General features: G+C 37.1%; 22 protein-coding genes. 2 read left to right on the forward strand and 20 right to left on the reverse strand.

Annotated features, from left to right (window positions below):
• Positions 1-170: 170 nt before the first annotated feature.
• The 16 genes from JMM81_RS05150 to JMM81_RS05225 form a co-directional block, all read right to left on the reverse strand.
• Entirely contained in the window at positions 171-1,514 is a 1,344-nt protein-coding gene (locus JMM81_RS05150) for a sensor histidine kinase (protein ID WP_256240459.1), read from the reverse strand.
• A gap of 13 nt (positions 1,515-1,527) precedes the next feature.
• Positions 1,528-1,980, reverse strand: coding sequence for a GAF domain-containing protein (locus JMM81_RS05155; protein ID WP_256240460.1), 453 nt, complete (start codon positions 1,978-1,980; stop codon positions 1,528-1,530).
• Between the two features lie 15 nt (positions 1,981-1,995).
• Positions 1,996-2,649 (reverse strand): response regulator, encoded by a 654-nt coding sequence (locus tag JMM81_RS05160; RefSeq protein WP_305367710.1) that lies wholly within the window; start codon positions 2,647-2,649, stop codon positions 1,996-1,998.
• Positions 2,650-2,773: 124 nt separating this feature from the next.
• On the reverse strand, positions 2,774-3,427 hold the full coding sequence (locus tag JMM81_RS05165; RefSeq protein WP_256240461.1) for a sensor histidine kinase: 654 nt from the start codon (positions 3,425-3,427) through the stop codon (positions 2,774-2,776).
• Between the two features lie 42 nt (positions 3,428-3,469).
• A complete protein-coding gene (locus JMM81_RS05170) occupies positions 3,470-4,660 on the reverse strand; it encodes a nitrate/nitrite transporter (RefSeq protein ID WP_256240462.1) in 1,191 nt (396 codons plus the stop codon).
• Positions 4,653-4,940: a hypothetical protein gene (locus JMM81_RS05175; RefSeq protein WP_256240463.1), complete on the reverse strand. Its 288-nt coding sequence runs from the start codon at positions 4,938-4,940 to the stop codon at positions 4,653-4,655. Before JMM81_RS05175 ends, JMM81_RS05170 begins: the two co-directional genes overlap by 8 nt.
• The gene (locus JMM81_RS05180) at positions 4,927-5,241 is read right to left on the reverse strand and encodes a hypothetical protein (RefSeq protein ID WP_256240464.1); all 315 of its coding nucleotides are present in this window, start codon (positions 5,239-5,241) and stop codon (positions 4,927-4,929) included. The genes JMM81_RS05175 and JMM81_RS05180 overlap by 14 nt, the downstream gene beginning before the upstream one ends.
• Positions 5,234-5,434 (reverse strand): hypothetical protein, encoded by a 201-nt coding sequence (locus JMM81_RS05185; protein WP_256240465.1) that lies wholly within the window; start codon positions 5,432-5,434, stop codon positions 5,234-5,236. Before JMM81_RS05185 ends, JMM81_RS05180 begins: the two co-directional genes overlap by 8 nt.
• Positions 5,424-5,948, reverse strand: a complete 525-nt coding sequence (locus tag JMM81_RS05190) for a Rieske (2Fe-2S) protein (RefSeq protein WP_256240466.1) — start codon at positions 5,946-5,948, stop codon at positions 5,424-5,426. Before JMM81_RS05190 ends, JMM81_RS05185 begins: the two co-directional genes overlap by 11 nt.
• Positions 5,949-5,960: 12 nt before the next feature.
• A complete protein-coding gene (locus tag JMM81_RS05195; RefSeq protein ID WP_256240467.1) occupies positions 5,961-6,521 on the reverse strand; it encodes a 4Fe-4S dicluster domain-containing protein in 561 nt (186 codons plus the stop codon).
• Positions 6,522-8,705, reverse strand: coding sequence for a molybdopterin oxidoreductase family protein (locus JMM81_RS05200; RefSeq protein ID WP_375162350.1), 2,184 nt, complete (start codon positions 8,703-8,705; stop codon positions 6,522-6,524).
• A complete protein-coding gene (locus JMM81_RS05205; RefSeq protein WP_256240469.1) occupies positions 8,692-9,780 on the reverse strand; it encodes a hypothetical protein in 1,089 nt (362 codons plus the stop codon). The genes JMM81_RS05200 and JMM81_RS05205 overlap by 14 nt, the downstream gene beginning before the upstream one ends.
• Positions 9,781-10,143: 363 nt before the next feature.
• On the reverse strand, positions 10,144-10,698 hold the full coding sequence (gene lepB, locus JMM81_RS05210) for a signal peptidase I (RefSeq protein WP_256240470.1): 555 nt from the start codon (positions 10,696-10,698) through the stop codon (positions 10,144-10,146).
• 42 nt (positions 10,699-10,740) lie between these two features.
• Positions 10,741-11,364 (reverse strand): TVP38/TMEM64 family protein, encoded by a 624-nt coding sequence (locus tag JMM81_RS05215; RefSeq protein WP_256240471.1) that lies wholly within the window; start codon positions 11,362-11,364, stop codon positions 10,741-10,743.
• A gap of 181 nt (positions 11,365-11,545) precedes the next feature.
• Complete coding sequence (locus JMM81_RS05220) at positions 11,546-12,496, reverse strand: LCP family protein (RefSeq protein ID WP_256240472.1); 951 nt, start codon at positions 12,494-12,496, stop codon at positions 11,546-11,548.
• Between the two features lie 413 nt (positions 12,497-12,909).
• Positions 12,910-13,476, reverse strand: a complete 567-nt coding sequence (locus JMM81_RS05225) for a competence protein ComK (RefSeq protein WP_256240473.1) — start codon at positions 13,474-13,476, stop codon at positions 12,910-12,912.
• 186 nt (positions 13,477-13,662) lie between these two features.
• On the opposite strand from JMM81_RS05225, the gene JMM81_RS05230 reads away from it, so the two are divergent.
• Entirely contained in the window at positions 13,663-13,896 is a 234-nt protein-coding gene (locus JMM81_RS05230) for an IDEAL domain-containing protein (protein ID WP_256240474.1), read from the forward strand.
• Between the two features lie 143 nt (positions 13,897-14,039).
• On the opposite strand, the gene JMM81_RS05235 is transcribed toward JMM81_RS05230, so the two are convergent.
• The 3 genes from JMM81_RS05235 to lplA all read right to left on the reverse strand — a co-directional run bounded on the left by JMM81_RS05235 (position 14,040) and on the right by lplA (position 17,432).
• A complete protein-coding gene (locus tag JMM81_RS05235) occupies positions 14,040-15,317 on the reverse strand; it encodes a M48 family metallopeptidase (RefSeq protein ID WP_256240475.1) in 1,278 nt (425 codons plus the stop codon).
• A gap of 216 nt (positions 15,318-15,533) precedes the next feature.
• Positions 15,534-16,310, reverse strand: coding sequence for an enoyl-CoA hydratase-related protein (locus JMM81_RS05240; RefSeq protein WP_256240476.1), 777 nt, complete (start codon positions 16,308-16,310; stop codon positions 15,534-15,536).
• A gap of 132 nt (positions 16,311-16,442) precedes the next feature.
• A complete protein-coding gene (gene lplA, locus JMM81_RS05245) occupies positions 16,443-17,432 on the reverse strand; it encodes a lipoate--protein ligase (protein WP_256240477.1) in 990 nt (329 codons plus the stop codon).
• A 236-nt stretch (positions 17,433-17,668) separates the two neighbouring features.
• Between lplA and JMM81_RS05250 the strand changes: the two genes are divergently transcribed.
• Positions 17,669-18,742 (forward strand): M24 family metallopeptidase, encoded by a 1,074-nt coding sequence (locus JMM81_RS05250; protein WP_305367719.1) that lies wholly within the window; start codon positions 17,669-17,671, stop codon positions 18,740-18,742.
• Positions 18,743-18,780: 38 nt separating this feature from the next.
• Here JMM81_RS05250 and ald read toward each other — a convergent pair whose 3' ends face one another.
• Positions 18,781-19,902: an alanine dehydrogenase gene (gene ald / locus JMM81_RS05255; RefSeq protein WP_256240585.1), complete on the reverse strand. Its 1,122-nt coding sequence runs from the start codon at positions 19,900-19,902 to the stop codon at positions 18,781-18,783.
• Positions 19,903-20,055: the final 153 nt, after the last annotated feature.

The raw sequence follows: 20,055 nt of genomic DNA on the forward strand, positions 1-20,055 counted from the left end.
CACAGTGAAGATTGTCCGTTTCTTTCAAAAAGGTTTGCCGTATTATACCTATTTATATAATGATCTCCATTCCACTCCTATTACTCCTTCTTAAAGTGAACAGAAAAAAGACCAACATGCATAATAACACATTGGTCAACTCATTTTGACTCATCCTTACAAAAAAACAGCTATTCAATTGGCACTTCAAGAATAATTTTCGTTCCCTTTCCGCTCTCTGAAATAATCTCCAGCGTTCCTCCAACTGCACTTGCTCTTTCATCCATGCTAAATAAACCAACACCCCGAGTAACATGGAGTGGATCAAAGCCTTTACCCTTATCCTCTACCATTACCCGTACGACCGTTTCTAGCTCTCTAATTGTAACGGTAGCTTTTGTAGTATCCGCATATTTACACGTGTTCGTTAACGCTTCTTGAATCATTCGATAAATGGAAATTTCTTTATTAGAGTCAAGCCGTCTATTTAAAACACAATCAAACGCCACATCGATTTGATTGTGGTTCGAGTAACGGACAAGAAATGAACGAATCGCAGGTAACAGTCCGAGATCATCTAATACAGAAGGTCGCAGCTCCCACGAAATCTCTCTTACTTCCTCAATTAATTGTCTGGCTTCATTCTGCATCTGCTCTAATAATGGGTGATCAACCTCCGCCTGTAAGCGACTTAGGGTAATCAAATGACTGTATAAATTTTGTCCAATGCCATCATGAAGATTTCGCGACAGACTCTTTCGTTCATCTTCTTGTACATCAATGATTCTTTTTGTCATTCGCTGCAGTTCTTCTTCTGCCTCTTTTAGCTTTGTTATTTCGTACCGAATTGCCAAATATTGATAAGGCTTTCCCTCATGATTTAAAAACGGAACAACCGTCGTATCAACCCAATAAGTCGATCCATCCTTTGCTCTATTTTTTATTTCACCCTTCCATACTTCTCCAGAGGCAATCGTACGCCACATATTTTTAAAAAACTCCTTAGAATGGAAGCCGGAATTCACAATCCGATGGTCCTGACCAATTAATTCCTCATGAGAATACTTTGATACCCTACAAAATTGCTCATTGACATATTTAATGATTCCTTTATGATCTGTAAAGGCAAAAATAGTTGATTTATCAATGGCAGTCTTTAAGTCAATCAGCTCATTGAATGGCTGAACAAGTTCTTTCCTTAATTTAGAATGGTTCCTAACATCTTGAAGCATTAGCAAACAGAAGGGTTGTTCACCAAAAAGAAATAGGCTGAAACGGAAAAAAATCGGAAATGTTTTTCCGCTTTTACATTTTCCATATTTCTGAATAATTGTTCCTTCATCCAACTCAGCTAAGTTTATATCAATAAATAGATCAGATAAATTTAATTTATTGGTCTCTTCTTCCTGATAACCGAACAATTTGCAAGCTTCTTGACTCATATAACAAATGGTTCCGGACAAATCTATTAGTATTGTTTCATCATGTGAACCCACTGTAAATGAAGGTATTTTCTGCTTTTGAAATTCATCCATATAGTCACTCCATCTATGGTTTGATATCATTGTTTAACAGTACTTCTAATGATTGGACAAATTGCTGAACAGATATCTGCTCATGATCTTGAAACGGCCTGTATACTCTTCGTCCAACTAGAAGTACACCCTTTGGGCCCCCTTGAAAAAAGACTGGGACTGCATAAGAGGAAACTAGCTTTTCTGCTAGCATGATTGGATACTCAAGCGCTTTACCTAGAATTCCATTTGGGAAATTAGTCACTTCCATCGCTCTTCCCGTTGAAATAACCTTACCAGCAATCCCTTTTCCATAACGGACGGTAATTCGTTTATATTTGTCATTTCCGTTTCCAACTGCATAATGCCACCTTACATCAGGTCCCTTTTGATTTTGAATCGCAACTCCGACAAAGTCACAAGGGAGCTGGGCAAGAAGGTTTTGGCAAATACTTATAAGTGGTTCATATTGTTTGATTTCATTCATAAAGTATCATATCCTCTACAATCCCAATCCAAGTAGCCCCTTCTTTAACGCATAGGCTACAAGTTCATGTCTAGTTTTCATTTGCAGTTTCACCATTACATTCCCTTTGTGAGTTTCAACCGTTTTCACACTAATCACAAGCTGTTCAGCAATTTCTTTATTCGAAAATCCCTTTGCAACTAACGTCAAAACCTCTCTTTCCCTATCAGAAAGAAGATCATAAGTATCCGTATTCCCTTGTTTGACATTCCCTAAATATTCTTCCATTAACCGCTTCGTAGCCGAAGGATGAAGATACGCATTACCACTCGCTACCGATTGGATTGCAGAAATCAGCTCATCATGGGGGGCACTTTTTAAAATACAACCCGATGCACCTGCTTGAATAGAGCGAAATAAATACTCTTCATCATCGTGCATCGTCAAGATTAAAATAGATACATCCGGCATTTGTTTTTTTAATTCTATCGTGGCAGAAAGTCCATCTTTCCCATGTGGCATACTTAAATCCATGACAATTACATCTGGCTTAAGCTCATGTGCTTTTTGAATCGCTTCATTTCCTTCCGACGCTTCCCCAATCACTTCCATATCTGGATGGTTATTCAATAGCATAGTCAGACCCATCCTCACGACAGCATGATCATCACAAAGCAAAATGTTTATCATATTTATCCCCCTTGTTCATATTGAAAAATCCTGCATAATATGCAGACAGCTTCTTTACTTAACGTAACAGATGCTGAAACTACAATCATGCAGGAACAGTCGACGACACCATTATGATGATTCATTAGACTATTTTTAAGGGTAGGGATACACGTATCATTGTACCTTCCCCCATTGTAGAAGATACCCGACACGTTCCACCTACCAAATACATTCTTTCTTTCATGGCTGCTAAACCCGATGATTGTTTCCATTGCTCATCATAATCAAAACCTTTACCACCATCTTCAATTAACATCTGCAAATCATGATCTCCCCATATAAAGATGATGGATGCTTCACATGTATCCGCATATTTCGCAATATTTGCTAATGCCTCTTGGCAAACACGAAATAAAGCAATGCTCTGATGTTCAGAAATCAAGGTTTCCTTCCCAAAACTTTCCATATTTACAACAATGCCAAAAGTTGACATATAAAGCTTTACATAACTTTTGATGGCAGGAACAAGACCAAGCGTAGCCAAAGTCGGCGGATGTAGTTCAACAGATAACAGTCTGATTTCCTGAATCGTTTTTTCTAGTCCCTGAGCCATTTCCTTTACATAACTTTTAATAGCCGGTTTTTCAATACTGTTTTCAATCATTTGTAAACCCGTAAACAGACTGTAAAGGGTTTGACCGACACCTTCATGTAGCTCCAAAGCAATTCGTTTGATTTCTTCTTCTTGAGTTTGAATAATATAAGAGCTAATATAATTCTCCGGTCTCTTTTCCATCCTCTCCAGCTCCTGCTCTCCTATTTATGAATTGTATTAGGTTTAGTTTTGATTCATAACTGTTTTTTGATCAGAAAATGGTTGGTTTTTCTGTTTATCTTGGTAATACATCCACATTACCAGAATACAACTAGCAAGGGCAATTTCAGACAATGCCATAAACCCGATCGCATAATGTCCGGTAAACTTGAATAATAAGCTTAAAATAAGCGGTGGAAAAAAGCCTCCCAATCCACCAAACGCAGAAACCAATCCGTTCACAATTCCTGCTTGTTCTTGGAAATAAGTTGGGACTAATTTAAAGATAACGCCATTCCCTATCCCTGAACAAGTGGCAATCGCTAAGCAACCAACTGTGTATAAGCCAATTGTCGGTGAAAAAGATAAGATCAACGCGGAAATAGTAAAGCCGATAAAGACAAACATCAACATCTTTAATGGATGTAAACGATCAGCCAACCAACCACCGATTGGTCTCATAGCTGTTGCAAGAGCAATAAAGCCAGCGGTTCTTATTCCTGCATCTACTTTTTCTAGTTCAAAGTGTGCAACTAAAAAGTTTGGTAAATACACAGTAAAGGCTACAAATGAACCAAATGTAACAAAATAAAATAAACTAAAAAGCCATAATTTTTCATTTTTATACACACCTTTGATTTGTTCAATCATTGATGTTTTCACTTTTGTTTCTTTTTTATCTCCGATAAAAAAGTTAGCTATGATAAAGATTCCCAATAGAACCATATATAATTGTACGGTTGTTTCCCAACCAAATTTCGTTGCAAGGACAGGTGCAGCAAACGTCGAAATGGCTGTACCGAGATTTCCCGCACCATAAATTCCATTAACAAATCCATGACGTTCCTTTGGGTAATACTTCGGCAAAGAGGTAACACCAACTGAAAATATAGCTCCTCCAACACCTAAGAATAATCCCCCGATCAATAAGTCCGTCACAGAATTTGCGTTACTAATATAATACACTGGAAAGATACAAAGTACAAAGCTGATCATAAAAATCTTTCTTGCTCCGAATAGATTCGTATAATAGCCAATAGGGACACGCAATATAGATCCGAGTACTACCGGAATTGCGGTGACCCATGCAAGCTGATCTGCTGTTATATTAATATCCTCTTTAATAAATGGAAGTAACGATGAAAGAATCACCCAAATCATAAAACCTACTGTTAAATTTAATGTTTGCAAGGGAAGTTGCAATTTTTTAATCATAGTATCCATTCTCCCTTTTAATTATATAATTCAAACCCGAATGATGATCATATGCTGTCCACTCATTTGCTGATTCCGTAATGGCTGCATCGAGTGGAATCGCAAAAAACTTTACGTCATCAAAATAAATACGCAAATGAGTATGATCAGGGCAGATTTGCAGCTTCTTGATTGTTTTTTGTAAAAATGGGGCTCTTTCTTCTCCTTGTATATCTTGTATACCCACTTGAACTGGAACAGCCAAAAATCGATTTAGATCTTCAAGTTTAATGAGTTCCACAGCTTGTGCACCCCCTCATACTTGCTGGGTAGATGTACATTTGGTAGCCTTGCAGATACTTCCAAAAGGTCTCTCCCGCTTGATCTTCGAGAAACTGAATCGTTTCCTCTTCAGAGCGCCATTTACTCATACCTTTTACTTGGGCAATCACAATTTCTGCCCCTTGTTCTACCTTCTCTTCTAAAAACCAATTCAATTTCACCCCGGTAAAAAGAGCTGAAAACAGATCATTTATTTCGTTACTAAAGTTACCTTGCGTCTTTCTAACAAAGCAAAAGTCAAGATAGGTTTCATTATTCATCTTTTCCTTCCGCCTTTCGATCCCATTTATAAATCAAAAAGGCTAATGGAAATAAGACAATATTTAACAACCCTAAAATAATTGTATTTGTGTATTGTTCATAATAAAATTGATGCACCATTTTCTGCGTAAAGATCACGTTCAAAAGCAAGATGATACATAGAGCGGCAAAATATATATGTTTAGACTTCATAACGTTTCACCTTTACAGCATATACCGTACCTTTCTCCACTTTCACTTGAATAGCTGGCAGTGGACGTCTCGGTGGTCCCGCAGTTGGATCTCCTGTCTCTACATCAAACTTGCCGTGATGACACGGGCAGATCATTTCCTGCTTTTCTTTTTCCCAAAAGACTGGGCAACGAAGATGAGTACAGGCATTTTGGTAAGCAACATAGTTATTTTCCGCTAGACGAATGAGAAGGGCATCATCGTGTTCACCAGGAAATTTAAATTCCACCGCATCGCCAATCGCAATGGAATCTACATCAGTAATTTTCTTATGTGGATATTCTTTTTCTCCTAATCTACTTAATTCTTTTGCGGCTACTGCTCCCCATGGTAGGGAGGAAACGGCAAATACGCCCGCAGCTCCTACAAGAGTCTTCATAAAGCCCCTTCTATCTAGCTTTCTTTCATTATTACGATTGATATTATGTGTGTAGTTATCTTCATTAAATGGGATTTTATTGTTTTTGTCTGTCATGGTATATCCCTCCTAATACAGCTTCGCAATTCCCTGTAAAATCCCAGGAAGATTGACTTTTACATTTGTTTCACCTTCAAGATACGGTTGACTTGTTACCCATTTACCATTATCCAAATTATATTGCTTTTGCTTCGCTTCAATTTCTTCATCTGTTAGCCATTGAAGCGTGTTAGATGGACAAACGCTCGCACACATCGGTGGGATCCCATCTTTTGTCCGGTCAATACATAGGTCACATTTGTACATTAAATTTTGTTCGGTATCAAACTTCGGAATCCCATACGGACAAGCAATCGTACAGTTTTGACAACCAATACATTTTTCTACTAATGCAGATAACACTGCACCTGTTTCATGGATTTGAATCGCTTGTGCTGGACAGCTTCTTGCACATGCTGGATTCACACAATGAAGGCACATTAAAGGCATTGTCTGCCGGTCGACAAGTGGGTTTACATCGTATACATAGTTTCGGTTTCGTTCCTCGTGTCCTCCACATTGTGTACATGCAGCAAGACAGGAGCGGCATCCGATACAATTCTCCAACTCAAGATAAAGCCTTTTTTTCATTTATTGCACCTTCTTTCCTTCTAATTTTTCCATTTGGGCTGCACAAGCTTTAAACTCTGGCATTCTTGACATCGGGTCAAGAGCAGCAATCGTTAAGAGATTAATAGATTGATCATGACCAAAATGATATGGCACAAAAGCGGTATCTTTTCGAATAGCTTCAGTAATTTTTACTTTGTACACACTTTCACCACGTCGGGTAAAAAGACGAACTCTTTCTCCATGGACAATCTGGTATTTTTCCGCTGTTTCCGGATGTACTTCCACATATGGTTCTGGACACATATCGCGTAAAAATGGAATTCTTCTTGTTTGGTTTCCTGATAAATAATGGAAAACAACACGCCCTGTTGTGAGACGCAATGGATAATTTACGTCCGGTTCTTCAGCAGGTGGGCGATATGGAAGTGCGCAAATTTTTGCTTTCCCATCCTGATGATAGAATTTTTTATCTAAAAACATATGAGGTGTTCCCGTATCCTCTTCATCCTTACAAGGCCAGAACACGCCGTCCTGTTGATCAATTTTTTCCCATGTGGCACCATAATAGTCTGCGTATCCACCCTTTGATGCTAAACGCAATTCATCTGAAACATCTTTAGCTGTTTTTAAATGGGAGAAATATTCTCCCCGACTTAATCGTTCTGACAGTTCGACTTGAATCAACCAGTCAGGTTTTGACTCGCCAACTGGTGCTTGGGCTGCATTAATTTTGATAATTCTTCCTTCTAAGTTTGTAGTCGTTCCTTCATCCTCTGACCATGTTGTTGTAGGAAGAATAACATCCGCAAATTCAGCTGATTCAGAAAGATAGAAGTCAACACAAACCATGAAATCCAAGTCCTTTAATTGTTTTCTAACATAGTTTAAGTTTGGTGCGGATACAGCAGGATTGGAACAAAGAAGATAAAGCGCACGAATGGTCTTTTGTTCCATTAGTTCAAACATTTCAAATGCGGACACTCCTGGCTTTGGCATTTCTTCTGGTGTGATTCCCCACACTTTACACACTTCTTCAACATGTTTTGGATTTGTAATTTTACGATAACCTGGAAGCAAATCGGACTTTTGACCATGTTCACGTCCACCTTGACCATTTCCTTGCCCTGTTAAGGTTGCTACTCCTGCTTTTGGACGGCCAATTTTACCTGTAATCAGCGCCATATTTGTATAGCCTGATACATTATCAACACCTTTAATTTGTTGCTCAATTCCACGAGCAAACATAACAATCGCATTTGGTGCTTTCCCATAAAGTTCAGCAGCACGAATAATTTTTTCTGGAGCCACACCTGTAAGCTCACTCGTATATTCAGGTGTAAATTCTTTCACAAGTTCCTTCGTTTCTTCAAAGCCATTTGTATGGCTTTTTACAAATTGTTCATCAACATGACCATTTGTAATCAATAAGTTTAAAATACCATTTGCTAGCGCCAAGTCTGTACCCGGTTTTAAATCAAGATGCACATCAGCTCTTCTTGCTAGTGCTGTTTCGCGTGGATCCACAACGATTATATAGCCGCCTCGCTCTTGAACATTCCAAACACGGAACATAGAGGTAGGATGACATTCTGCAATATTGCTCCCGGCAATAAATAGACAATCCGTTTCATGTATATCCGTCCACGGCAATGTTGAACCTCTATCTACTCCAAAAGAACGAAGAAAGCCACCAGCAGCACTTGACATACAAAAGCGTCCATTATAATCGATGTATCTTGTGCCAAGACCAACGCGGGCAAATTTACCTGTTAAATAACATTTCTCATTTGTCATGGAAACACCGCTGAATACGGATAATGAATCTTTCCCATATTCTGTTTGCAGTTTAGTGAATTTTTTTACAATTAAGTCGTAAGCTTCTTCCCAGCTTGCTTCTCGAAACCCTTCTTTTGTTCCTTTTAATGAGGCATCATCACGAATTAACGGTTTTAGAATTCGATCATCGTGATTCGTTTGTTGATAGGCAGTAACCCCTTTAGGACACATTTTCCCTAATGTAACAGGCCAATCGTAACGAGGCTCCACACCAATAATTTTATTTGTCACTGTATTGACCCGTAAATTCATACCACATTGCATGCCACAGTAACTACAATGTGTTTTAACAAGTGTTTCATTTGGATGGTTCAAGTTTTCGACTTCTTTAAAAAACGTATCTCTTGGATTCTTATAATGATCCATTTGCATTCTGGTTAGCCTCCTTGACTTTTACTTCGTGAGTGGGAAATCCAGAAAATTGAGCAATTCGATATTTCCTACGGCAAGGTAGGCACATTTCAGCAAGATGATGTCCTTCCTTCGTTTGAAACTCAATATCATTCACACCGAGCACTTCGACAACATCTTTCGATTGTTCAGTTGAAACAAACTGGTCTCCGCAAACCTTACATTCCTTCATCGATTGCTCTCCATAATGTTCACGGTAATTTCTTGCTAACACACTCATTGGGCGGAACGGAATATGGGCAAGCTTGCCGAACGGTAGATAAATTAGTGTAATAATAACGGAATATTGATGAATCAATGACATAACCGAGTGACCTTTTCCCTCTAAAAACATATTTATAAACGTTAACGCAAGTCCTGTAATACTTACGAATAAAAGCAAGTATAGTGGTAAGAAATCATAGATAAACTTTTGCTCAGCTCTTGCTTGCATATTTTTCAAGCGACGGTATAGCGACATACTAACTCCAGCAATGACCATTGCCGCACTAATATTCAGCGCATTATAAGATACGTACGCAATAAATCCATTAGCCTTGATTTCCAGCACGTTCATCCCCATAAGCACAATGTTGTAGTAACCGTTCTCATCCATCGTGAAATACATCCAGCCAAATACGAGGGGAAACGTAACTAAACAAGCGAGTACACAACCCCAGCCAATTAACGCATGCTGTGTCCATCGGTAAATTCCCCTATTCCAAATAAAACGGTACGCAGCTAAATGCTCAACAGATGTTTTTGCTGTTGATTTACGAAATAATAACTTTAAGCCTTTTTTAATGATGATTTTTGTTGGTGGACGTTCTCCCCAAGCAATAAAGCGATAAAAGAATCCTCCGATAAACACTAACGTCCCCATCATATATCCATAAAGATTCAAATCAATATGTGTAAACATTCTCGTTCCAATAAACACTAATACAAGAAGTCCAAGCACCGTTAAGAACACAGACTTGGCAAACTGAGACGCAAACGCCTGATTAAGTGAACGCTCTGTCTTTTTGTTTGCTGAAAGATTTGTTTCCATCGTGATACCTCCCAATTTCAAAAGTTTAAATACCTTATTTAGCTGAAAATAATACTGCAGTCAATCATTATGAACAAATCCTAAAAAACACTAACCTTAGTTCTATTGTAAGAAACAGTTAGTGTTTTACCTATCGGGGAATTTCCCCATCATCGGAGGTGAATTCCCCGATTTTTTTATATAAAATTTTCATGAGTATCTACTCTTAACCCAGTATGCAAATATCGGTTTACCCACTTTCACTGCTTATGTTTTACTACATACATAAAGGCTTGTTCAAGTAAGCGAACCAATAATTTATTTTTACACACAAAAAAAAGACTTATAATGGAGTCTTTTTTTAATCATGGTCAATATAGTTTTTTAAAAAGAGACAGCTATTTCTTCCATTGGCCAATAACGCAGGTCTACTTTTCCAACGATTTGATCTACAGATACAAAACCAAATTCACGACTATCTCGACTACCTAGGCGATTATCTCCTAATACAAAGATTTTGTTTTCTGGTACTATTTCTCCCCCTGTTAACTCCATTAGATTAAAATTACCTGTCAACCTTCCGCCAAATACTTGTTCACGGTATTTTTCTAGGTACGGTTCATCATACTTCTTTCCGTTAATGTATAGTTGATCCTCACGATATTCAATTTGATCTCCTGGTAATCCAATCACACGTTTTACATAGTCTTCCTCTTCATTCGCATGAAATACAATCACATCGAATCGATCTAGTTCACCAATTTGATAGCCAATTTTATTAACGACAAGTTTATTACCATCTTGGAGAGTCGGCATCATGGATTCGCCTTCAACAACATAATTTGAGAAGAAAAACATACGAATAACCGAAAAAATAATGATTCCAATGGCAAATGCTTTCAACCATTCGATACCCTCTTTTTTTATTTTCTCGTTCATAAGCACCACTCCCTCCATCTAAAATAGGATCTTTCTATTCTTCTACCCTTCATGGCCACCTTTTTCTTTTTCCATACTTTTATTTAATTTTACTTCAATTCTCTTCCCAACATACCAAAGAATAAAAATAACCACGGCAACAATAGCTGTCCTCATTGGCTGCGTCATGAGCGAACGGATATCATGTCCGACAAAGCTGATGGTAAAAATCATTACTAATTTCCCAGTCATTACGGCAAGCATATATTGATATATATTAATTTTTGATAACCCTGCCACAATATTAACGACTGCGGATGGCGTAAAAGGAAAACAAAGAAGAAGAAATAGCGGACCAAAACCATGTCGTTCCACCCAATTCATAAGCTTCTGAACTTGAGGATGCTTCTTAATAAATTGAAAAACTCTTTTTTGTCCAAATTTCCTAATCAGCAAAAAAACGAGCACCGCTCCAGCACAGGCACCGATCCATGAAAATAAGAATCCAAACCAAAGTCCAAATGCATTCGCATTCGCCATGACAAACAAAAAAAGTGGCAGAAAGGGAAAAAAAGCCTCAAGCATAGGGAGTAATATGCCAGGAAGCGGACCAAAAGATCGATATTCTTTAATGAGTTCCATAATATTTTCAAGAGTTGCCCAGTCTTTCAACGTTTCAAAGTCCATGAATGATTTCTCCTAGTTCTGTGAAAAGCATAATCTTCAATTTGACATTCCCACCTATTTCCCCTAGTATAACTTGGTGCTTTTATAAAGAAACTAGGGTACCTCCAAAATATAAATATTTCATAAAAATACCCTTCTTCATCATTTTACACCTATTAAATAAAATTAACATTTATTGCAACTATTCTGCTAAAAAATCTCCAATGGCTTCTTTATGAGCACCAAGATCCAAACGTAAAACTTCTCCTATATGACTAATTCTTTGCGGTTCAAACTCCCCATCAATGGGAACACGAAGCGTGCTAATATCACGGTTATTCTTTGATAAATAATCTTTTCCAATGTATATAATATCTGACGTATCCATATTTGTATTCACAAAAGGTTTCATAACTCCTACTAATTTAGGTAGTTTCGATAAAGTTTGTAGAGAAGCAAATTGATCTGCTACCTCTTTCATTGCCTTTTGTTGTCGTTTTACACGATCAAAATCTCCCATAGCATCATGTCGAAAGCGTACATATCCTAATAAATGTTTCCCATCAAGACGTTGCAGACCTGGTTCTAACTTTACACCAATATAGGCTGACATCGCCTTTTCTACATCTATTTTGACACCATTTGGAAAAGCTTCATCAATCAAATGGACAAACCCATCAAAGTCGATAATCGCATAGTATTTCGTATCCACATCAAAGTTTTCTTTAATGGTTTGCCTTAATAATTCAGGTCCACCTAATGCAAAAGCTGCATTAATTTTATTTTTTCCATGTTTCGGAATATCTACATAGGTGTCACGCATTATAGAAATAAGTTTGTATGAGTGTTTATCAGGATGGTATTGAGCAATCATAATCGTATCTGAACGTGCACTCTCTTCTCCTCTTGAATCACTACCAATTAAAAGAATGTTTATCCCTCCATAACGATCCTTTTCACCATTAAATTCATAGTTTTCCTGTTCAAAAGATGCTTGTTCCTGTGAATGCTTAATACCTTGTTGATACTGAAAATACGCATACCCAAAGGTTACAAGCATAAAAAAGAATAATAATAAAACAACATTTTTTAACTTTCTTTTTTTTCGCTTCTTTTTTAATTTTTTTTCGTGCTGATGTTTTTCATATCTCATATCGATTAGCCCTTCCTAAAGCTTATATCTGCTATCATATTTGACGGCAAACAAGAGCCTTTCGTTTCCATTTCTCACAAAATATTCTTTTCTCTATTTTACCTTAAAAGAACCTCCTATGCTTCACACATTTTAGTTCTATTTTCTATTATTTGGGCTATTACTGTTGAATATAACAATATATATTCACAATCTAATAAGAGTATTAGATCCTTTATGAATGAAAACTTTTCTGAAAATCAAAAAAGTTATTTTCAGAAAGCAACTTAAAATAACTGGTGGTTTCATACATGATATAAGGAAGTTTGCGAACCGATGATTAGGATCTCGAAAAATGATCGAAAAACAGAAGCATGTCTCATCTTTCCCATGCTTCTGCCTTCTAATATTAATATCTTCTTTTATTTCATCTATTATCTTTCAATATCGCCATAAGTTGACTTACGCTCAGATGCCTTGGAAGAGTTCCGATAGACAATCATTGTTTTTCGATCGTATTCCCCGATCCTCTGCATTAACTTTGTACGTAATAAAGCTGTTCTCAGCATTTGATTATCAAAAGAATAAACAGATATCGGAATAATAACGGATTCCTTATTTCTAAAGATAACAAGTGTATTCGTTGAATCAACTTTTTCATAATGTAAAACATGTTCATGAGAAACCCAGGCACATTGAGATTTTTTTGGTGAAATAGTCGGAAAAAAATACATTAAATTAGTGGAATCAATTGTGATGGGAATTTTATGAGTGACACCGATTAATTGCCGACTCCCTTCTTTGCGTCCTTCATAGCTCGAGGCAAATAATCGACAACTTCTTTTTATCAGTTCAAGTGGTTTGAATGGAGAATATAATTCATCATCATCTAATTGATAAATTTGTGAATAAAGCTTCCCTCCGTATTGGACCGGCAGGATCGCAAGTGTCATTGGGTTAATCTCATACTCCTCGATTACTTCTCTTTTATTCATTTTCATCTTCATCTCCTTCAACTAATATCAAGTACTATAATATCATATACTTTCCATATTATATCAATAAACTAAGACAATTTTGTTAATTTATTCACAATAACAAAAAATATTATCTAAAAATTTGCAAAATTCAGTTGATTTATGAAGGATTATCTCATATACTATAAAAAAGCACCCGAGGTGATTTCCATGAAAGACAATTCTTACACAGAATTAATGAAATCAAGTGCCATGAGAAAAAAATTAAAAGAAAACTTCATTCAAGACTTGTACATTGAAATGTTTCTAGTCGAAATCTTATTGAAGGCAGAAAAAGACAAACTATTAGTCCGTATAGACCAAGCGATCGATGAGAGAAATCAAGAGACATTTAAGGAACTATCCAATCAATACAGAGAACTCAACAAACGCTTCGGAACTTAAGGATCAATAGCGTAACGCCATTACCTTCCTCTTCATTTCACCTTTTGCCTGTCGACTACCTGAATGTAACAAGCTGACTCACCCTTTATTCCAACGAAAAACATCCTCCTTTTTCTCAACAGGAGGATATTTTTCATTTCTTATTATTCTTCATTATCCTTATGCTTAATTCCATATTCTTCAAGGATTGAAATCCTCTCTAGCATAGTTGGATGTCCATACCGAAAAATTTTCACAAGAAATGGCGGATTCACTTGACTCAGTCCAGCACGTGTTAACTCTTGAAAAGTTTTAATACCTGCTTCTGCATCTTTGGTTATCTCAATTGCATACCGATCTGCTCTTGTTTCTTGGTAACGAGAAACCGAATTCGATATCGGACTTGACAGGAAAAGAAGCAATGAAATGATTAATAAAAAGAGAGGCAAAGAACGAATATCATGTACAACCGGAACTTTCAGTGTTTCTCCAAAATGTCGCACAACCCAATTCATTAGTTTAGCCGTTACATACAGTCCAATTAATGAAGAAAGTAAATACGTAGCAATACCAAAATAAATATGTTTTTCAACGTAATGAGCCATTTCATGAGCCATAATAAACAGAATTTGTTTATTAGATAATTGATTTAATGTCGTATCCCAAAGCACAATTCTTGCATTTGAACCTATCCCTGTCACATAGGCATTTAAAGCGTTGGTCTTCTCCGCCATATTCACTTCAAAAACATGTTCAGCAGGGATATTAGCCTTGCTTGCTATCTCAAGAATCTCCGTTTCTAATTCTTTATCCTTTAATGGGGAAAAATCATTGTAAAGAGGATCAATCACAACAGGCTGTAAAAACATCATAAACAATGTAAACGGTACAGAAAGCAACCATGCATACAACCACCACCGTTTTACACTCTTTTTCATTAACCAATAAAGAACAGAAACCAGGATAAACAGGATTCCATAGTTCACCCAAAAATCAATTAACTCATCTTTCATCCATGATGCAAAGGTCTGCGTTGATATATGATAGCTTTTTGCCAATGTATAGCTAACATAGCTAAACGGCAGCATGGCAATAAATGAGAAAAAGGATAACCAAATTAAATAAATAGCTGTTTGGATCCACTTATACTTTGATGAGGATTCTGCCCAATTCTTAAACGCTTTTGATAAGCCTAGTAATAAAATAAATAAATAAAAAAGCCATTCAAATGGGGTTGACAGAAAATACAATAAATTTCGTACCTTTGAGTATTCCTCTGTCAAAATAAGCTCTCTACCGTTCAAAAATGTAGCAGGATCTGCTTGTGACCCTTGATATTCAAAAGGTAAACTTGTATCAGCAAAATAAAATAAATACCAATAAAAAAACAAGCCATAAAGGAAGTAAGCTAAAATCCCATACAGACCAATCTTTCTTGCCACACAGTTCCCCCCTTCCCCAAAATGTACAACCACCTTATTAATAGTGTAGTAAAAATGCTAAAATTTAGAACAAGAACTCATGAATTAATCAAAGACCAGCATATTTTGGCAAAACAAAAAGGAGCTAACACTTATTGTCAGTCTCCAAAATGAATATCACTCAATCACCATTCCTCAAGCAAGAGAACCTTCGGGTCGGTAAAGCTTACTACTTAATTATTTCGCCTTAAAATTAGGCTTTCTTTTCTCGGTAAAAGCAACTAAAGCTTCGACTCGATCTTCCGTTGGAATTAGTAATTCATACGCTTTATGCTCAATCGCAAGCCCTGTTTGCAAATCCGTATTCATTCCTTGCTTAATGGCAAACTTCGCCTGTATTAAAGCCAACGGTCCATTTGCAAGCATCTTTTCTGCAAAAGAAAAACTTGTTTCTAGTAATTTATCCTTTTCTGAAACTTCATTTACAAGACCATAAGATAAGGCTTCCTCTGCTTTTATCCGCTTTGCTGTTAGAATAAGCTCGAGTGCCTTTGCCTGTCCAATGAGCCTTGGCAGCCGTTGCGTACCACCCGCACCAGGTATAATGGCTAGACTTGTCTCTGTTAACCCCATCACCGCTTCAGAAGAAGCTATTCGAAAATCACATGCCAATGCAAGCTCCATTCCTCCACCAAAGGCAAAACCGTTAATAGCGGCAATTGTTGGTTGGGGAAGTAGATCAATGCTGTTAAATACCTCTCCTATCTTATAGATATTTCTTTTTACTTCTTCCTCGGTCAGTGTTTTCCGCTCTTTTAAATCGGCACCTACACTAAACGCTTTCTCACCCGATCCCGTAAAAATAACAACGCAAATATGGGAATTCGTTCTAATCTGATCGACCAGTTCATGAAGATCAGATAATGTCGTAAAATTAAAAGCATTAAAAGCCTCTGATCGATTTAATGTCACAACCGCGATATTTCCTTTTATTTCAAAGGTCACATTCTCCATCCCATAGCCCCCTTTAAAAGAATGATTCAATATATTCTCATTTTACATAAAAAATAGCCAAACGACGCTGTTCTACAAAAAAAAGAAACAGACAAATTTACATCTGCTTCCTTTTTTACTATATGATATTTTTTAATAAATTAATTGCAGAAAATCTTCCTTAGTGATATTTCCAAAGTAATGTTTAATATCAAGATCTTCTAGTGCTTTTTCAAGTGCTGATCTTTCATATTTTACATTTTTCAAACGACCTTCAATATCCTGTACATCACCTACACCGAAGAAATCACCATATATCTTACAATTCTCAAGGATCCCTTTATTCACTTCAAGTCTCACATCGATCCCTCCAACCGGGAAACGATGGGAATGCTGAAGATTGAATTTAGGTGATTTTCCGTAATTCCACTCCCATGTTTGATAACGTTCCTCTGATAATTGATGTATTTTTTTCCAATCATCTTCTGTTAATACATATTCTGAAGTCTCGTCCAAACCTTCAAAAATATTGGTTAACAACAACTGACGAAACTCTTCAATCGTCAGTTTTTCTGATAAAAACTCAGAAATATTTGCCACACGACTACGAATCGATTTAATGCCTTTTGATTCAATTTTATCCTTTTTCACTCGCAATGCGGAAACGACATGGTCAATTTCCGAATCCAGCATCAATGTTCCATGGCTGAACATTCTTCCTCTTGTTGAAAACTGCGCATTTCCTGAAATTTTCCGACCTTCTACCACAAGATCATTCCGACCACTCAGTTCAGCGTTCACACCAAGATTTTTCAAAGCATTTATAACGGGCTCGGTAAACTTTTTGAAGTTATGAAAGCTTTCACCATCATCTTTTGTAATAAAGCTGAAATTAAAGTTACCTAAATCGTGGTAAACTGCCCCACCCCCTGACAACCGCCGTACAACCGTAATCCCGTTCTCCTCTACATATTCAGTATTAATTTCTTCAATTGTATTTTGATTCTTACCAATAATAATGGAAGGCTTATTTATGTAAAACAATAAATATGTTTCATTTATATCAATATTTTTCAAAGCATGCTCTTCAATCGCCAAGTTAATTCGTGGATCTGTAATCCCTTTATTATCGATAAATAACAATGGTAACACTCCCTTGATAGATAATGATGAATAGACTAACAAAAAAGTCACACATCTCACTAAATTCCATTTTTGATATTCCCTTTTCTACATGTATTTAAAAGGGTACAATAGCAATCGTAGCATAGAAAATAAGAGAATAAAAATGACTTTTTACTCAGAAAATGAACGCCACAAAGGGTTGAGGAGCGTTTATCAAAATGGAGGTCATCAATGTGAAACAGAAAGTAACAAACATGTCCCAATGGATGAAACAAAACGGATGCGATATTTCATTCCTTACATCTACAGAAAACATTTTTTATTTAAGCGGATTTTACAGTGATCCACATGAAAGATTGCTTTGTCTTGTATTATTTCAAGACACAGAACCTTTTCTCGTTTGTCCGAGTATGGAAGTAGAAGATGCAAAAAAAGCAGGCTGGAATTTTGATATCATCGGATACAATGACATAGATAACCCTTGGGAACTTATCCAAAAATCCATTCAAAAGAGAATATCAAAAGTAACAAAGATTGCAATTGAAAAAGAGCATATGAATGTGGAGCGTTTTGAGGCTATTTCTTCTCTATTTACAGATGTATCATTTATTTCAGCAGAAGAAAACTTACGTAAATTACGGATGATTAAGGATGAAACGGAAATCTCAAAAATTCGTGAAGCCTGTGTATTGGCTGATTATGCGATTGAAGTTGGTTGCTCGGAAATAAAAGAGGGTAAAACAGAATTAGAAATACTTGCAGCCATTGAATATGAATTAAAGAAAAAAGGCGTAACCCAAATGTCTTTCTCTACGATGGTTTTGACCGGAACTAATGGGGCATCCCCCCATGGAACTCCTGGTCTCTCTAAAGTGAGGAAAGGTGATTTTGTTCTTTTTGATTTAGGTGTCGTTGTTGATGGCTATTGCTCAGATATTACAAGAACGGTAGCTTTTAGAGAGATCAATGAGAAACAAAAGGAAATATATGATACTGTTTTAAAATCTCAGCTAGCCGCAATTGAGGCTAGTAAACCAGGTGTTGCATGTGCGGATGTAGATCTGATAGCTAGAAAAATAATAAACGATGCTGGATACGGAGAATTTTTCCCACATCGTCTTGGGCACGGATTAGGAATAGGTGTTCATGAGTATCCATCGTTGACAGAAACCAACTCATTATTATTAGAACAAGGAATGGTTTACACGATTGAACCAGGAATATACGTTCCAAATGTAGCAGGTGTTCGGATTGAAGACGATCTGCTTCTCACAGATAATGGAGTAGAAATATTAACAAAATTCCCGAAAGAACTTCAAATTATTTAAAAGAAAAACCTCCGGCGAACGTTCCGGAGGTTTTTCCTTTAAATAGAGGCAAGAATGCTCTTCGCATCATGATATCCTAAGCTTAGTGCTTCGGCCACAGCTTGATAGGTAACAAGTCCATTTAGAGTATTGATCCCTTTTCGCAATGCTTCATTATCAAGACAGGCTTGTTTATACCCTTTGTTCGCAATCTGAATCGCATATGGTACCGTTACATTCGTTAAGGCAATCGTTGATGTTCGTGGAACAGCACCTGGCATATTGGCCACTGCATAATGAACCACTCCATGTTTAACGTACGTTGGGCTATCATGCGTTGTCACATGATCTGTTGTTTCAAAAATACCGCCTTGATCAATCGCAATATCCACAACAACAGAACCAGGACTCATTGATTTAATCATCTCTTCTGTCACCAGTGTAGGTGCTTTCGCTCCCGGAATTAATACCGCCCCAATGACAAGATCCGATTCCTTAACCGATTCTGCCATATTGAATGGGTTGGATATAAGAGTTGTAATCCTTGCGCCAAAGATATCATCTAATTGACGTAAGCGATCAGGATTTACATCCAAAATGGTCACATTCGCACCAAGCCCAACAGCTGCTTTAGCAGCATTCGTTCCCGCAACGCCACCACCAATAATGGTCACCTTTCCTCTCTCTACACCAGTCACCCCTGAAAGAAGAATTCCTTTTCCACCATAAATTTTTTCTAAAAACTGTGCTCCCACCTGTGTAGCCATTCTGCCTGCTACTTCGCTCATCGGTGTTAACAGTGGAAGAGAATTATTCGGGAGCTGAACGGTTTCATAGCCAATTCCAACGACCTTTTTATCTAACAGGGCTTTCGTGAGTTCAGGCTCTGGTGCAAGATGCAAGTATGTAAATAGGATTAAATTTTCCCTGAAATAAGAATATTCACTAGGCATTGGCTCTTTAACCTTCATCACGAGATCGGTTGACCAAGCTTCTTCTGCTTTCGCCACAATCGTAGCACCAGCGTTCACATAATCGTCATCCATAAAAGCAGAACCAAGTCCAGCACCTGTTTCAATATAAACTTGATGCCCCTCTCGAACTAGATTCACAACGCCAGCCGGTGTCATAGCCACACGACTTTCATTATTTTTTACTTCCTTAGGCACCCCAATACGCATCATCAAGCCCCCCAATTAAGTATATTTCTATGTATTAATCTATATATTAAATATTACACCTTTGAACATTAGGAAGGAAATGAAACCTCATCCCCATATAAAGAAAGCTTCCATCAGCGGGGTTTTCCTCATCTCCTACTGATGGTTAGTCAT

Source organism: Bacillus sp. V3B (assembly GCF_024494465.1).
GTDB lineage: Bacteria > Bacillota > Bacilli > Bacillales > Cytobacillaceae > Bacillus_BD.

What these genes read in the sequence shown, in the direction of transcription:
- JMM81_RS05150 (WP_256240459.1), bottom strand. Translation starts at nt 1,514, where the DNA reads ATGGATGAATTTCAAAAGCAGAAAATACCTTCATTTACAGTGGGTTCA.
- JMM81_RS05155 (WP_256240460.1), bottom strand. Translation starts at nt 1,980, where the DNA reads ATGAATGAAATCAAACAATATGAACCACTTATAAGTATTTGCCAAAAC.
- JMM81_RS05160 (WP_305367710.1), bottom strand. Translation starts at nt 2,649, where the DNA reads ATGATAAACATTTTGCTTTGTGATGATCATGCTGTCGTGAGGATGGGT.
- JMM81_RS05165 (WP_256240461.1), bottom strand. Translation starts at nt 3,427, where the DNA reads ATGGAAAAGAGACCGGAGAATTATATTAGCTCTTATATTATTCAAACT.
- JMM81_RS05170 (WP_256240462.1), bottom strand. Translation starts at nt 4,660, where the DNA reads ATGATTAAAAAATTGCAACTTCCCTTGCAAACATTAAATTTAACAGTA.
- JMM81_RS05180 (WP_256240464.1), bottom strand. Translation starts at nt 5,241, where the DNA reads ATGAATAATGAAACCTATCTTGACTTTTGCTTTGTTAGAAAGACGCAA.
- JMM81_RS05185 (WP_256240465.1), bottom strand. Translation starts at nt 5,434, where the DNA reads ATGAAGTCTAAACATATATATTTTGCCGCTCTATGTATCATCTTGCTT.
- JMM81_RS05190 (WP_256240466.1), bottom strand. Translation starts at nt 5,948, where the DNA reads ATGACAGACAAAAACAATAAAATCCCATTTAATGAAGATAACTACACA.
- JMM81_RS05195 (WP_256240467.1), bottom strand. Translation starts at nt 6,521, where the DNA reads ATGAAAAAAAGGCTTTATCTTGAGTTGGAGAATTGTATCGGATGCCGC.
- JMM81_RS05200 (WP_375162350.1), bottom strand. Translation starts at nt 8,705, where the DNA reads ATGGATCATTATAAGAATCCAAGAGATACGTTTTTTAAAGAAGTCGAA.
- JMM81_RS05205 (WP_256240469.1), bottom strand. Translation starts at nt 9,780, where the DNA reads ATGGAAACAAATCTTTCAGCAAACAAAAAGACAGAGCGTTCACTTAAT.
- lepB (WP_256240470.1), bottom strand. Translation starts at nt 10,698, where the DNA reads ATGAACGAGAAAATAAAAAAAGAGGGTATCGAATGGTTGAAAGCATTT.
- JMM81_RS05215 (WP_256240471.1), bottom strand. Translation starts at nt 11,364, where the DNA reads ATGGACTTTGAAACGTTGAAAGACTGGGCAACTCTTGAAAATATTATG.
- JMM81_RS05220 (WP_256240472.1), bottom strand. Translation starts at nt 12,496, where the DNA reads ATGAGATATGAAAAACATCAGCACGAAAAAAAATTAAAAAAGAAGCGA.
- JMM81_RS05225 (WP_256240473.1), bottom strand. Translation starts at nt 13,476, where the DNA reads ATGAAAATGAATAAAAGAGAAGTAATCGAGGAGTATGAGATTAACCCA.
- JMM81_RS05230 (WP_256240474.1), top strand. Translation starts at nt 13,663, where the DNA reads ATGAAAGACAATTCTTACACAGAATTAATGAAATCAAGTGCCATGAGA.
- JMM81_RS05240 (WP_256240476.1), bottom strand. Translation starts at nt 16,310, where the DNA reads ATGGAGAATGTGACCTTTGAAATAAAAGGAAATATCGCGGTTGTGACA.
- JMM81_RS05250 (WP_305367719.1), top strand. Translation starts at nt 17,669, where the DNA reads ATGTCCCAATGGATGAAACAAAACGGATGCGATATTTCATTCCTTACA.
- ald (WP_256240585.1), bottom strand. Translation starts at nt 19,902, where the DNA reads ATGCGTATTGGGGTGCCTAAGGAAGTAAAAAATAATGAAAGTCGTGTG.